At 73.7% G+C, this 12858-nt stretch carries 14 protein-coding genes; 6 read left to right on the top strand and 8 right to left on the bottom strand.

The annotated features are described in order from the left end of the window. Positions 1 to 121 precede the first annotated feature (121 nt). Complete coding sequence (locus tag ABFY03_RS08765) at positions 122 to 979, top strand: esterase/lipase family protein (protein ID WP_319010949.1); 858 nt, start codon at positions 122 to 124, stop codon at positions 977 to 979. A gap of 11 nt (positions 980 to 990) precedes the next feature. Here ABFY03_RS08765 and ABFY03_RS08760 read toward each other — a convergent pair whose 3' ends face one another. Then, positions 991 to 2007 (bottom strand): lytic polysaccharide monooxygenase auxiliary activity family 9 protein, encoded by a 1017-nt coding sequence (locus tag ABFY03_RS08760; RefSeq protein WP_346169624.1) that lies wholly within the window; start codon positions 2005 to 2007, stop codon positions 991 to 993. A 168-nt stretch (positions 2008 to 2175) separates the two neighbouring features. Further along, positions 2176 to 2844, bottom strand: coding sequence for a response regulator (locus tag ABFY03_RS08755; RefSeq protein ID WP_346169623.1), 669 nt, complete (start codon positions 2842 to 2844; stop codon positions 2176 to 2178). A gap of 151 nt (positions 2845 to 2995) precedes the next feature. Here ABFY03_RS08755 and ABFY03_RS08750 point away from each other — a divergent pair, with 151 nt between their 5' ends. The 4 genes from ABFY03_RS08750 to ABFY03_RS08735 all read left to right on the top strand — a co-directional run bounded on the left by ABFY03_RS08750 (position 2996) and on the right by ABFY03_RS08735 (position 6571). Beyond that, positions 2996 to 3979 (top strand): Bug family tripartite tricarboxylate transporter substrate binding protein, encoded by a 984-nt coding sequence (locus ABFY03_RS08750; RefSeq protein WP_319010952.1) that lies wholly within the window; start codon positions 2996 to 2998, stop codon positions 3977 to 3979. Continuing rightward, positions 3976 to 4482, top strand: coding sequence for a tripartite tricarboxylate transporter TctB family protein (locus tag ABFY03_RS08745; protein WP_319010953.1), 507 nt, complete (start codon positions 3976 to 3978; stop codon positions 4480 to 4482). The genes ABFY03_RS08750 and ABFY03_RS08745 overlap by 4 nt, the downstream gene beginning before the upstream one ends. 3 nt (positions 4483 to 4485) lie before the next feature. Then, positions 4486 to 5979 carry a tripartite tricarboxylate transporter permease gene (locus ABFY03_RS08740; protein WP_319010954.1) on the top strand — a complete coding sequence of 498 codons (1494 nt, stop codon included), beginning with the start codon at positions 4486 to 4488 and terminating at the stop codon, positions 5977 to 5979. Between the two features lie 142 nt (positions 5980 to 6121). Beyond that, positions 6122 to 6571, top strand: coding sequence for a DUF6299 family protein (locus tag ABFY03_RS08735; protein ID WP_319010955.1), 450 nt, complete (start codon positions 6122 to 6124; stop codon positions 6569 to 6571). 158 nt (positions 6572 to 6729) lie between these two features. Here the strand turns inward: ABFY03_RS08735 and ABFY03_RS08730 are convergent, their stop codons facing one another. Together ABFY03_RS08730 and ABFY03_RS08725 are read right to left on the bottom strand one after the other, a co-directional pair. After that, positions 6730 to 7212, bottom strand: a complete 483-nt coding sequence (locus tag ABFY03_RS08730; RefSeq protein ID WP_319007941.1) for a ribonuclease FAU-1 family protein — start codon at positions 7210 to 7212, stop codon at positions 6730 to 6732. Beyond that, entirely contained in the window at positions 7193 to 8113 is a 921-nt protein-coding gene (locus ABFY03_RS08725) for a GNAT family N-acetyltransferase (RefSeq protein WP_346169622.1), read from the bottom strand. Before ABFY03_RS08725 ends, ABFY03_RS08730 begins: the two co-directional genes overlap by 20 nt. Positions 8114 to 8185: 72 nt before the next feature. Between ABFY03_RS08725 and ABFY03_RS08720 the strand changes: the two genes are divergently transcribed. Then, positions 8186 to 8563 carry a GntR family transcriptional regulator gene (locus tag ABFY03_RS08720; RefSeq protein ID WP_319007943.1) on the top strand — a complete coding sequence of 126 codons (378 nt, stop codon included), beginning with the start codon at positions 8186 to 8188 and terminating at the stop codon, positions 8561 to 8563. 48 nt (positions 8564 to 8611) lie between these two features. Here the strand turns inward: ABFY03_RS08720 and ABFY03_RS08715 are convergent, their stop codons facing one another. The 4 genes from ABFY03_RS08715 to ABFY03_RS08700 form a co-directional block, all read right to left on the bottom strand. Continuing rightward, the gene (locus ABFY03_RS08715; RefSeq protein WP_319007944.1) at positions 8612 to 9721 is read right to left on the bottom strand and encodes a DUF5925 domain-containing protein; all 1110 of its coding nucleotides are present in this window, start codon (positions 9719 to 9721) and stop codon (positions 8612 to 8614) included. 50 nt (positions 9722 to 9771) lie between these two features. Beyond that, entirely contained in the window at positions 9772 to 10536 is a 765-nt protein-coding gene (locus ABFY03_RS08710) for a polysaccharide deacetylase family protein (RefSeq protein WP_346172220.1), read from the bottom strand. Positions 10537 to 10625: 89 nt separating this feature from the next. Further along, positions 10626 to 11678, bottom strand: coding sequence for a glycosyltransferase family 2 protein (locus tag ABFY03_RS08705; protein ID WP_319007945.1), 1053 nt, complete (start codon positions 11676 to 11678; stop codon positions 10626 to 10628). Further along, positions 11675 to 12511 (bottom strand): glycosyltransferase family 2 protein, encoded by an 837-nt coding sequence (locus tag ABFY03_RS08700; protein ID WP_346169621.1) that lies wholly within the window; start codon positions 12509 to 12511, stop codon positions 11675 to 11677. The genes ABFY03_RS08705 and ABFY03_RS08700 overlap by 4 nt, the downstream gene beginning before the upstream one ends. Between the last annotated feature and the right edge of the window lie 347 nt (positions 12512 to 12858).

Raw genomic sequence — 12858 nt, 5'->3', positions numbered from 1 at the left:
ACGCGTAACTTCCCAGCGGGTAACACCCGTGCGTAACTTGGCTGAAGAGCATCCCCACTTGTGGTCCGGACCGCAGGGCACCCCCACCCCCACCTCCCTTGAGCCGCAAGGAGATCGCCCGATGCTGCCCTGGAAACACCTCACCAGAGCGCTGTCCGTCCTGCTCCTGACGGTCGCCGCCGTGCTCGCCCCCACCGCCGCCGCCCAGGCCGCCGAGCCCAGCCGCGGCTGGAACGACTGGAACTGCAAGCCCTCCGCCGCCCACCCGCGCCCGGTCGTCCTCGTCCACGGAACCCTCGGCAACTCGATCGACAACTGGCTGGCCCTCGCCCCCTACCTGGTCAACCGGGGCTACTGCGTCTACTCGCTCGACTACGGGCAGCTGCCGAACGTGCCCTTCTTCCACGGCCTCGGCCCCATCGAGCGGTCCGCCGGGCAGCTCGACGCCTTCGTCGACCGGGTCCTCGCCGCCACCGGCGCCCCCGAGGCCGACCTCGTCGGCCACTCGCAGGGCGGCATGATGCCCCGCTGGTACCTCAAGTTCCTCGGCGGGGCCGAGAAGGTGAACGCGCTCGTCGGCATCGCCCCCGACAACCACGGCACCACCCTGCTCGGCCTCACCAGGCTCCTGCCGTACTTCCCCGGCGCCGAGGACCTCATCACGGCGAACACCCCGGGCCTCACCGACCAGATCGCCGGCTCGGCCTTCCTCACCCGGCTCAACGAGGGCGGCGACACCGTGCCCGGCGTCCGCTACCACGTCATCGCGACCCAGTACGACGAGGTCGTCACCCCGTACCGCTCGCAGTTCCTCTCGGGGCCGAACGTCACCAACGTCCTCCTCCAGGACAAGTGCGCCCTCGACCTCTCCGAGCACGTGACCGTCGGCACGGTGGACCGGATCGCCTTCCACGAGGTGGCCAACGCCCTCGACCCGGCCCACGCCACCCCGACCACCTGCCTGTCGGTGATCGGCTGACCCGATCCTCCCTAGCGGGTACGCCGCCGGGTCACGCGGAACAGCACCGCCGCGCCGGCCGCCAGCACACCGGCACCGCCGAGCGCGAGGTACGGGGTGACGGAGGACCCGCCGGTCTCGGCCAGCTCCACCGACCCCCCGGCGGGGGCGGGGGCCGGGACCGGGGCGGCGGACGCGGTCACCGACGGCGTCGCGGCGGCGGGCTCCGCCGCCGCCGTGGCCGGCTCGGCGGACGGGGCCGTCTCCGCGGTCGGCTCGGGCGCCGCCGCGGTGGCCCCCGCGCCGGTCGACGCGTCGTGGTCCCCGTGCCCGCCGTGCTCGACCGAGGACTCCTCCGCGCCCTCCTCGACCTGCGTGTCCGTCGGCGCGGACGCGGACGGCGCGGCACCGCCGCCCGTCCCGCCCTCCCCGCCGAAGACCACGTCGGAGCAGGTGTAGAACGCCTCGGGGGAGTCGGACCGCTGCCAGATCGAGTAGATCAGGTGGCGGCCCGACTTCTCCGGCACCGTCCCCTCGAAGACGTAGTCGCCGCCCGACATCCCCGGGTCGGTCACCGTCAGGAACGGCCGCTCCTCCAGGTCCGACCACGTCAGCGGCGCGGACGGGTCGTAGCCGTCCTTCGTCACGTACAGCGCGAACGTGCCCTTGTGCGGCGCCGTCCCCTTGTAGCGGAAGGTGTGCTTCCCGGGTGCCAGCGGCGAGGCCGGCCAGTCCGCCCGGGCCAGGTCCAGGCCCCGGTACTTGTCGTTGCCCGCGCTGCACAGCTTCCCGTCCGGGATCAGCTCCCGGTGCCGGCCGGCCGCGTCCGCGATGTTCACCGCGTTCCAGTCGTAGAACGCCTGCGGCCCGCTCGCCGCCACCGCCGCCCGGCACGCCGCCGAATCCGGCGACTCGGGCCCCTCCGCGTAACAGGCCGCGACCCGGCTCACCGGGTCCGTCATCGAACCGTGCGCGAAGGCGGGCGCGCCGGAGAACCCGGCGAGGACCAGAACGGTGCCGGCGACCGCGGCCGTACGACGAGACGTCATGGGGGGACACTCCTGGGACGAGGGTGGTGTGGGGGGTGCTCCGCACGCTAGCCCCCGCAACCGCCGGACTCGCCCCGGAACAGCGGGGAACGGCGATTCTTAGGACCGCTTTAAGGCGTACGAAAGAACCACCTCAGGAACCCCGCCCAGGGCCCGGTGAGGTCCCGCTCACCCCGCCGGCCGGTACCGCCGCTCCGGCCGGCCCGTGCCCCCGTAGCGGAGGGTCACCTCGGCGCGGCCCGTGGCCGCGAAGTGCTCCAGATAGCGCCGGGCGCTGACCCGGGAGAGCGAGCCCGCCTCCGCGCACTCCGTCGCCGACAGACCCTCGGGATGGGCGCGCAGGATGCCCTCCACCAGCTCCGCCGTGTGCGCCGCCAGCCCCTTGGGCAGCTCGCGGGAGCCGCGCGGACGGGTGCCGAAGATCTGGTCCACGTCCTCCTGCCGCGCCTCGTCCAGACCGTCCAGCCGGCTGCGCAGCGCGGCCACGTGCCGCAGCTGCTCGTGCAGCGCCGCCTGGTTGAAGGGCTTGATCAGGTAGTGCAGGGCGCCGGCCCGCAGCGCCGCCCGGACCATGCCCGCGTCCCGGGCCGCCGTGATGAAGAGCGCGTCCGCCGCCAGACCGGCCCCCCGCAGCTCGCGCAGCACCCCGATGCCGTCCATGTCCGGCAGGAAGATGTCGAGCAGCAGCAGGTCGGGACGGAGCCGGTGCGCGGCGCGCAGCGCCTCCGCGCCGCTGTGCGCGACACCGACGACGGAGAAGCCCGGCACGGCCGACACATAGCGGCTGTGCAGCTTGGCCACCATGAAGTCGTCGTCGACCACCAGCACCTTCGTCACGCCGGACACGGTAGGTCGCGACCACAAGGACCACAACGTCCGTTGGTTGCGGAAGCGCGACAGCTTCCTCACGCGCGGGCAACATGTGGGCCACTTCACCCGTCCCGGGCCCCGCCCGGGAACCCACCCCCAACCACCGAGAGGCGGCCTCGTGCGTCTTCGCACCCCCTTCGCCCTGCTCGGGGCGGCGCTGCTGGTGCTCGTGGGGCCACCGCTGCTCACCCCCGGCAGCGGCTCCGGCACCGGCACCGACATACCCGGCCTGCGGTTCATGGTCCCCAACACGCCCGGCGGCGGCTACGACATCACCGCCCGCACGGCGGCGAAGAACGCCGAGGAAGCCGGCCTCACCGGCGACATCGAGGTCTTCAACCTGCCCGGCGCGGGCGGCACCGTCGGCCTCACCCGGCTCGTCGGCGAGCGCGGCGACGGCCGCATCGCCATGTCGATGGGGCTCGGCGTCGTCGGCGCCGTCCACACCAACAAGACCCCCCGCACCCTCGCCGACACCACCCCGATCGCCCGGCTCACCGAGGAGCAGGACATCGTCGTGGTCTCCAAGGACTCCCCGTACACCACCCTCCAGGAGCTGCTCGCGGACTGGCGGAAGGACCCCGGGAAGCTGCCCGTCGGCGGCGGCTCCTCGCCCGGCGGCCCCGACCACCTCGCGCCGATGCTGATGGCCCAGGCCGCCGGCATCCCGCCCAAGGACGTCAACTACATCCCCTTCGACGGCGGCGGCGAACTCCTCGCCTCCATCCTCGGCTCCAAGGTCGCCTTCGGCGTCTCCGGCGTCGGCGAGTACCTCGACCAGATCAAGGCCGGCGAACTGCGGCTGCTCGCCGTCACCGGCGCCGAGCGGGTCCCCGGCCTCGACGCCCCCACCCTCCGCGAGGCCGGCCTCGACACCGAGTTCACCAACTGGCGCGGCATCGTCGCCCCGCCCGGGCTCACCGACGCCGAGCGGGACCGGCTCGTCACCCTCGTCACGAAGCTGCACGACTCGCCCCAGTGGCGCGAGTCCCTGAAGACCCACGGCTGGACCGACGCCTTCCTGCCCGGCGAGGAGTTCGGCGCCTTCCTGACCGCGCAGAACACCCGCGTCGACACGGTGCTGAAGGAGCTCGGACTGTGACCACCCCCAAGCCCTCCCGGCTGCGCGACCGCTCCGAGCTCGGCGTCAGCGCCCTCCTGCTCCTCCTCGGCGTCCTCGTCCTCACCGACGCCCTCACCCTCGACGTCGACGTCACCGCCCGCGGTCCCGTCGGCCCCGCCACCGTCCCCCTCGTCGTCGGCTGCGGCCTCCTCGTCGTCGCCGTCCTGCTCGCCCTCGACGTGCTCCACGGCGGCCGCGGCGAGGCCGAGGGCGGCGAGGACATCGACCTCGACGCCCCCGCCGACTGGCGCACCGTCCTGCTGCTCACCGGCGTCTTCCTCGGCTTCGCCGTCCTCATCGGCCCGCTGGGCTTCCCGGTCTCCGGCGCCCTCCTCTTCTGGGGCGCGGCCTACGCCCTCGGCAGCCGCCACCCCGCCCGGGACCCGCTGATCGCGGCCGTCCTCTCCCTCCTCACCTACGGCGTCTTCGACCGCCTGCTGGGCGTCCCGCTGCCCGGCGGGCCGCTGATGGGAGTGCTCTGACCCATGGAATCCCTGACCTCCCTGATGGACGGCTTCGGGACCGCCCTCACCCCCGTCAACCTGCTGTGGGCCGCCGTCGGCGTGCTCCTCGGCACCGCGATCGGCGTGCTGCCCGGCATCGGCCCCGCCATGGCCGTCGCCCTGCTGCTCCCGGTGACCTACGGCCTCGAACCGACCGGCGCGTTCATCATGTTCGCCGGCATCTACTACGGCGCCATGTTCGGCGGCTCCACCACCTCGATCCTGCTGAACACCCCGGGTGAGAGCGCGGCCGTCGTCGCCGCCATGGAAGGCCATCCGATGGCCAAGGCGGGGCGTGGCGCGCAGGCGCTCGCCGCCGCCGCGATCGGCCACTTCACCGGCGGCATGATCGGCACGATCCTGCTGGTCGCGCTCGCCCCGGCGATCGCCGCCCTCGCCGTCGGCATCGGCGCGCCCGACTACTTCGCCCTGATGGTCCTCGCCTTCATCGCGGTGACCTCGGTCCTCGGCTCCTCCCGGATCCGCGGGATCGCCTCCCTGCTCATCGGCCTCACCCTCGGCCTGGTCGGCCTCGACCAGCTCACCGGCCAGCAGCGGCTCACCTTCGGCTCGCTCCAGCTCGCCGACGGCATCGACGTCGTCATCGTCGCGGTCGGCCTGTTCGCCATCGGCGAGGCCCTGTGGGTCGCCGCCCACCTGCGCCGCACGGCCGGCCGGCCCGTCCCGGTGGGCCGCCCGTGGCTGGGCCGGGAGGACGTGAGGCGCACCTGGAAGCCGTGGCTGCGCGGCCCGTTCATCGGCTTCCCGTTCGGCGCGATCCCGGCCGGCGGCGCCGAGATCCCGACCTTCCTGTCGTACGTCACGGAGAAGCGGCTCTCGCGGCACAAGGACCAGTTCGGCAAGGGCGCCATCGAGGGCGTCGCCGGACCCGAGTCGGCCGCCTCCGCCTCCGCCGCCGGCACCCTCGTCTCCATGCTGACGCTCGGACTGCCGACGACCGCGGTCGCCGCGGTGATGCTCGCCGCCTTCCAGCAGTACGGCATCCAGCCGGGCCCGCTGCTCTTCGAGCGGGAGCCCGAGCTGGTGTGGGGCCTGATCGCCTCGCTCTTCGTGGGCATGGTCCTGCTGCTCGCGCTCAACCTGCCGCTCGCGCCCGTCTGGGCGAAGCTGCTGCGCATCCCGCGCCCGTACCTCTACGCCGGCATCCTGTTCTTCGCCGCCGTCGGCGCGTACGCGGTCGGCGGCGAGGCCCTCGACCTGGTCGTCCTCCTGGTGGTCGGCCTCCTCGGCCTCGGCATGCGCCGCTACGGCCTGCCGGTGCTGCCCGCGGTCATCGGCGTCATCCTCGGCCCGGCCGCCGAACAGCAGCTCCGCCGCGCCCTCCAGATCAGCGACGGCTCCGTCACCGGCCTGGTGAACACCCCGTTCTCGGTGACCGTCTACGCGGTCGTGCTGCTCCTGCTGGGGTGGCCGCTGCTGCGGAAGGCGGTGACCCGCCGCCGTACCGCCGCCTGACCGGCCGGAGGCGTACGACGGTACGACGATCGGGGTGCCGTCCCGTTCAACGCGCCGATGAAGGAGTGAGTTTCGGACAACGGGCGACCGGATCCGGTATCCCTGGCGGGCGAAGTCTCCCCCCACCCCCGAAGGGACACCCATGCGCGTCCGACTCGCCCTCGCCGCCACCGCGCTCCTCGCCGCGGCCGCCGCCCCCCTCGCCCACGCGGGAGGGGCGGACGGCCGCACGGCCGACCCGGCCGCGCGCCACGCGGACTTCCTCACGGTCGACTCGGCCGGACTCCTCGGCGCCGACGGCTCGGTCACCCTCTCCGGCACCTACCGCTGCCTCGACGACAGCGCCGGCCCGGTCTTCGTCAGCTCCACCCTCCGCCAGCAGGACCGTTCCGTCGGCATCGGCGGCACCCGCGCCGTCTGCGACGGCCTGCTCCGCACCTGGACCAACAGCGCGGTGGTGAAGGACCCCGCCTACCAGCCGGGCGAGGCCCGCGTCGAGGCCACCCTGATGCAGCTCACCCCCCAGGGCGACCTCGGCCTCCCCACCCCCGGCTTCCTCGCCGTGAAGGACGCCGGCGTCACCCTGAACTAGGCCGTTTCTTTCGGATCAGGCCGGATCAGGGAGCGGCGTCTGGTGCGTGCGCTCGCAAGGCGGAGGAGGGAGTCGACGCGGAGCGTCGGCGACCGACGACAACGCCGCGAGCGTGCGTGCCAGACGCCGCGAGCCCGGCATGATCCGGAAGAGACGGCCTAGCCGTCCAGAAGGGCCACCAGGCCCCGGCGGCCCAGTCGTTCCAGCTCGTCGAGGGCGGCCACGGCCCGCTCGGCCGCCTCCGGATCGGAGACGGCCAGACCGCTCGCCGCGAACTCGTCCTCGTCGAGCCGGAGCACCTCGCTGCCGTCCGCCGACACCCACAGGTCCAGGTCCAGGTCCTCGACCGTCACCCCGGCCGCCCCGAACTCGGCCGGCCGGGTGATGTCGCAGTACCAGCCCTTGAGCACGCCCTCCGCCGACCACACCTCCTTCACGGTGAACCAGCGGTCGGACCAGTAGTGCTCGACGAAGACGTCACCCGGCTCGAAGCGCACGAAGCCGAAGTCCCGCACCCCCTCCGCCGCCCACGGCGCCCGCACCGAGCGCCGCGTCGCCGTCTCCACCAGCACCTCGGCGGGATAGCGGATCTTCAGCCGCCCCGCCTTCCACAGCGCCACCTCAACCGAGCGCCCGGACATACCGCACCTCCGTCGCCCCGATCGCGTACCCGAACCACTCGTTGATCGCCAGCATCGGCCCGTTCCCCGCGTCGTTCCCGGTGAACGCCTCCGTGCAGCCGGCCGCCCGCGCCCGGTGCAGCGACGCGTTCTTGGCGAGCTTGGCGAGCCCGCGGCCGCGGAAGGCCGGGGCCGTCCCCGTCATCCCCGTCGCGTACCGGCCGAGGCCGTCGGTCCGTGCCGCGCTGAACGCCGCCGGCTCCCCGTCCACCACCGCCACCATCGTCAGCGCCCGGTCGAACAGGGGATGGTTCCAGGTGGTGTCCAGCCAGTGGGCGTAGTCGTCCAGCTCCGCCCCCACGTCCCCCGGCTCGTCGGCGGTGGTCACCGCGTCCAGCTCGAAGAGCGGCCGCGGGTCGGCCGCGAACTCCTCGGCGGTCAGCAGCGCGACACCGGGCGGCGGCGCCTGGAGCGGCGGCAGCCCCGCCGTCAGGTCGAGCCGCAGGAAGTGCGCGGTACGGCTCGCCGTGTAGCCGCGCCGCTCGGCGTAGGCACGGTTCGACGGCTCGTCCATGGCCCAGCCGTACAGCACCGTCGCGCCCCGCTCGGCCAGGTGCTCCTCGGCCGTGCGCACCAGCAGCGTCCCCGCGCCGAGCCCCTGGTGGTCCGGGTGCACGTACACGTTGAGGTAGCCGACCCCGGGTCTCGGGGCGTCGTGGGCGAGGCCCACCTGGGCCGTACCGATCACCTCCCCGTCCTCCGTCACGGCGACGAGCGGCCGGGAGTGGGCCTCGGGATGGGCGTGCGCCCAGTCGAACGCCACCTGCTCGGCGGTGGCCAGCATGAACGGGACGGCCGCGCGCCGGACGCGGGCGAAGCCCTCGGCGTCCTCGGGCCGTACGTCACGGACGATGACAGTCATGGGCCCGCACGCTACGGCCGGGGCCGCGCCACCGCCTCCCATTTTCCGCCGGGGTCGGGGCAGAATCGGCGGGTGACACTGACACTCGCCGTGGACCACCAGTCCACCACCGCACCCTACGAACAGCTGCGTGCCCAGATCTCGGAGCGCGCCCGGTCGGGCAGACTCCCGGTCGGGTACAAGCTGCCGACGGTCCGGGGACTCGCGGAGCAGCTGGGGCTCGCCGCGAACACGGTCGCCAAGGCGTACAAGGCGCTGGAGTCCGACGGGGTCATCGAGACCCGGGGCCGGCACGGCACCTTCGTCGCCGCGGCCGGTGACGCCGCCAGCCGCAGGGCCGCCTCGGCCGCCGCGCAGTACGCCGAGGAGGCGTACCGCCTGGGACTCACCCGGGACGAGGCCGAGGGGGCCGTACGGGACGCGCTGAGGGCCGCGTACGACTCCGAGTGACCGCGGAACGGTTCGCCGGCGGCGGAAGCCGCCGGCGGACCGTCGCCCTCACAGATACAGCCCGGCGGCCGGGGTCCGCTGGTCCGGCAGCTCGGCGGGGGAGGCGCCGCGCCGCAGCGCGAAGAGCTCCGCCAGCGTGGCGCCGTCCGCCGGAACCCCGTCCTCGCGGCCCAGCCACGCCACCGACTCGGCCCGGCTGAGCGGTCCGACCTCGATCCGCGCCAGACAGCGGCCGGGACGCACGATGGCCGGGTGCAGCCGCTCCAGGTCCTCGTTGGTCGTCAGTCCCACCAGCACGTTGCGGCCCTGGCCGAGCAGACCGTCCGTCAGATTGAGCAGCCGGGAGAGCGCCTGGCCGGTGGCCTCCTTCGCTCCGCCCCGGATCAGCTCGTCGCAGTCCTCCAGGAGCAGCAGCCGCCACCGCTCCTTCTCCGTGCCGTCGTCCTCTCCGATGGCGATGTCCATCAGGTACCCGATGTCGTTGAAGAGCCGTTCGGGGTCGAGCACGCAGTCCACCTGGCACCACTCCTGCCAGGACCGGGCGAGGGTCCGCAGCGCGGAGGTCTTGCCGGTGCCGGGCGGGCCGTGCAGCAGCAGGAGCCGTCCGGTGACGTCCTCCGGCGTCAGCTTCATCAGCCGGTCCATCGCCTCGGCCACCGGTGCCGTGTAGTGGGGGCGCGCCTCCTCCCAGGTGTCGGCGCTGATACGGCGGGTCATCCGGCGCGGGCCGCGCTGCGGCGCCAGGTACCAGAACCCCATGGTGACGTCCTCGGGCTCCGGCTCGGGCTCGTCCTTGGCGCCGTCGGTGGCCTCGGCGAGGATCCGGGCGGCGAGTTCGGCGTCGGTCGCCGTCACGGTCACGTCGGCGCGGTGCTTCCAGCGGGAGGCAAGGATCGTCCAGCCCTCGCCCTCGGCCAGCACCGAGCTGCGGTCCTCCTCCTTGGACCCCCACAGCACCCGGGCGCCCGGCGGCAGCAGGGTCGCGTCGGGCCGGGCCCGGTCCAGGGTGAGGCCGTGCGCGTGGGGCTGCGCCCCGGTGGCGAACCGGTCGAGGAAGAGCGCGTCCATCACGTCGCTCGGCGAGTCGCTGTCGTCGAGGTTGACCACGACCGGCAGTGCCTCGCGCGGCCCGGACGGTACGGCGGGGGTCTCTGGCATGCCGCCATGATCCGCCAACCGGCCGGGCCGCGCACCGGGTTTTGCCGGGGTCAGATCCAGTGCCCGCGCACCGCGCCGCGGGCCCGGCGGGCGAGCGCGTACCCCTTCGTCAGGGCCCGGTCGACGGCGAAGTCCCGGGCGAGGGAGGTCCCTTCGAGGAGCCGGCCGAACTGCTCGACGGTGGTGGAGCGGCGTACGGTCACCCGTTCCAGGGCGTACGGCCCCTGGCGGCGGCGGGCGAGCGCGTTGCCGACCGCGAGCGCCTGGCCGAAGCCGGCCTCCCGGACGGCGGCGCGCACCCGCCGGCTGGAGTAGCCGTACGGGTAGGCGAAGGAGTCCGGCGCGGTGCCGAGTTCCTCGCCGACCAGCTCCCGGCAGCGCAGCGCCTCGAAGCGCAGCCGCCGCGCGTCGAGCTGGTCCAGCTGCGGGTGGCTGTGGCTGTGCCCGCCGATCTCGGTTCCGGCGGCGGCCAGTTCGCGCACCTGCCCCCAGGAGAGCATGGTGTCGAGGGCGCCGCCGGTGGCGTGCCGGCCGGGCAGCCAGCCGCTCGTGACGAAGACGGTGCTGGTGAAGGAGTGCCGGGCGAGCACCGGCAGGGCGTACCGGTGCACGCCCTCGTAGCCGTCGTCGAAGGTGACGAGCACGGGACGGGCGGGCAGCCCGGCGCCGGTCCGCCAGGCGGCGGCGAGCGCGGCGGTGGTGACCGGCGTGAAGCCCCGCCGCGCCACCTCCGCCATCTGCGCGGTGAATGCGTCGGGCGTCACGGAGAGCCCGAGCGTCGCGGGCGCCGGATCGGGCGCGACCGCGTGGTACATGAGGATCGGCACGGGCGCGGGCGGGCCGGCCTCGTCGGCGCCCGCGCGGCCGACCGCCCCCTCGCGGCCCGCGTGCGCGGCGTTCCCGCTCACGCGGCCGCTCCCTTCTTCTCCGGCGCGCCGGTCTCCCGGGGTACGCCCTCCGGGGTGATCGGGCCCCAGGAGAAGGCGGGGGAGCGGCCGCGGCGGGCGCGGAGGGTGCCGAGGGCGTAGCCGGCGGCGGCGAGCGCCACGCCCGTGACGATGGCCCCGGCCCGGCCGGCGCCGCCCGGCCTGCCGAGCAGGGCGTCCCGCACCCCGCGCAGCACTCCGGCGGGCAGCACCCGGCTGGTGTAGCGCCGTTCGGACTCCAGGCCCTTGCCCGCGCCGACGCTCTGGGCGACGAGCGCCTTGGAGAGGCCCTCGGCGTAGACGCGGGTGCGGAAGTAGGCGAAGCGCTCGCGGACGGCGGGGACCTTGTGGTGGATGACCGCGCGGTCGTCGATGAGCAGGACCGCGCCCGGCACCGCGTTCGCGAGCCGGATGCACAGCTCGGTCTCCTCGCAGCCGAGCGGCCGCCGGTCGCCGTCGCGGCCGATGCCGGTGGCGAAGCCGCCCGCCGCGTCGAAGGCGGAGCGGCGGAAGGAGGCGTTGCCGCCGAGCACGTTGCGGACCCGTACCCGGCCGGGCGGCAGCCCCCGGTAGGTGCAGCCGACGACCCAGTCGAACTCCTCGGGGAACCAGACGGGGCGGCGGCCGGAGGCCCAGGCGGGCAGGGTGCGCCCGCCGACGGCGACGACCGCCGGGTCCGTGTAGCCGGCGGCGAAGTGGTGGAGCCAGTCGTGCTCGGCCACGGCGTCGTCGTCGAGGAAGGCGACGACGTCGCCGCGGGCGGCGGCGATGCCGGTGTTGCGGCCGGCGGAGAGGCCGCGGGGGCCCGCGTTGGCGAGCACCCGCACCTCCCCGTCCCGGCGCGCGTCCGCGTACTCCTCGGTGAGCCGGTCCAGGAGCCGCTCGTTGTGGTCGACGACGAGCAGGGTCTCCAGCGGGGCCGGCGACTGTTTCCGGACGGAGTCGACGGCGGCGAGGATGTCCCCCCAGCGCTCCTCCGTGTAGACGCAGATCACCACCGAGAAGCGGGGCGGGGCCGGGCGGTCGCTCAAGAGACCTCTCCCCGGGGGACGTTGACCGAGAAGCCGGCGGGCCGGCGGAGCGCCCGGGCGGCCTTGGGGACGCGCTTCTCGCGGAGGATCACCTTGAGGACCCGGATGCCGTCGCGGACCGCGTTCAGGTTGCTGACGCCGTGGATCCGCAGGTACTCGTGGCTCGGGACCTCCTGCACCTTCAGGCCGGCCTTGACGACCCGGATGTTGATGAGGGTCTCGATCTCGAAGCCGGTGCAGTCGAGGACGATCTTGTCGAGGCAATGTCGCCAGAAGGCGTTGTAGCCGTAGCAGAGGTCGGTGTAGCGGGCGCCGAACTTCCGGTTGACGAGGGCGCAGAGGGCCCAGTTGCCCAGCCGGCGGATCCCGGTCATGTCGTCGGTGCCGCCGCCGTTGGCGAAGCGCGAGCCCTTGGCGAAGTCGGCGCCGCCGACGAGGGCGGAGACGTAGGAGACGATCTCCTGGCCGTCGGCCGAGCCGTCGGCGTCGACCATGACGATGATGTCGCCGGTGCAGGCGGCGAAGCCGCTGATCAGGGCGTCGCCCTTGCCCTTGCCGACCTGTTTGACGACCTTCACGTCGGGCCGCAGTTCCCGGGCCACTTCGACGGTGTTGTCCGTCGAATTTCCGTCGACGAGGACGACTTCGTGAATCCATTCCGGCAGCGACTTGAACACGTACGGAAGATTTTCCGCCTCATTCATCGCGGGAATGACGACGCTCACCGGTGGAGTGATCGCCAGGTGGGACGTGATGGCCCGGTACTGGGCCGCTATTCGACTCGGCTCGGTGAATTCTTGGCCCGTGACGGCCGGGCGCAGGAACGAGCTCATGGTCGGTTTCCCTCTCGTCCGGTGGGCGGCCCACCCCTGGGCAGCCCGGTCGTGTGTCCGGTTCGAAAGGGGGGTTCTCGTCCTCACCCGCACGGAGTCGATCTCCTTGCGGGATCGGCGAGTTGGCATGACTGGCCGCGCGGTACCCGCGACTCGGAGCGCATGGACACGCACCGAGCACGGCACCCCCCTACCGCGCCCCGCTCCGGTGTCGCCGACCCTTCCGCGCTCTCCCCTGAGCGCCTTGCCGATGAACCGATGCGGGTGAGATGTACGACGGTATTGATGAATGGGACTGTATGGCAAGTCCCGCTTGTACGGCCCGGTTTCTGGCACTTTGACGAACG

This window comes from Streptomyces roseofulvus (assembly GCF_039534915.1).
Lineage (GTDB): Bacteria > Actinomycetota > Actinomycetes > Streptomycetales > Streptomycetaceae > Streptomyces > Streptomyces roseofulvus.
The sequence above is the reverse complement of the archived record's forward strand: the minus strand, read 5'-3'. Positions and strand labels throughout refer to the sequence as shown.

Bases quoted from the DNA above. Each gene is read 5' to 3' on its own strand.
- ABFY03_RS08765 (WP_319010949.1), top strand. From the start codon at position 122: ATGCTGCCCTGGAAACACCTCACCAGAGCGCTGTCCGTCCTGCTCCTG.
- ABFY03_RS08760 (WP_346169624.1), bottom strand. From the start codon at position 2,007: ATGACGTCTCGTCGTACGGCCGCGGTCGCCGGCACCGTTCTGGTCCTC.
- ABFY03_RS08740 (WP_319010954.1), top strand. From the start codon at position 4,486: ATGGAATCCCTGACCTCCCTGATGGACGGCTTCGGGACCGCCCTCACC.
- ABFY03_RS08735 (WP_319010955.1), top strand. From the start codon at position 6,122: ATGCGCGTCCGACTCGCCCTCGCCGCCACCGCGCTCCTCGCCGCGGCC.
- ABFY03_RS08730 (WP_319007941.1), bottom strand. From the start codon at position 7,212: ATGTCCGGGCGCTCGGTTGAGGTGGCGCTGTGGAAGGCGGGGCGGCTG.
- ABFY03_RS08725 (WP_346169622.1), bottom strand. From the start codon at position 8,113: ATGACTGTCATCGTCCGTGACGTACGGCCCGAGGACGCCGAGGGCTTC.
- ABFY03_RS08715 (WP_319007944.1), bottom strand. From the start codon at position 9,721: ATGCCAGAGACCCCCGCCGTACCGTCCGGGCCGCGCGAGGCACTGCCG.
- ABFY03_RS08710 (WP_346172220.1), bottom strand. From the start codon at position 10,536: ATGTACCACGCGGTCGCGCCCGATCCGGCGCCCGCGACGCTCGGGCTC.
- ABFY03_RS08700 (WP_346169621.1), bottom strand. From the start codon at position 12,511: ATGAGCTCGTTCCTGCGCCCGGCCGTCACGGGCCAAGAATTCACCGAG.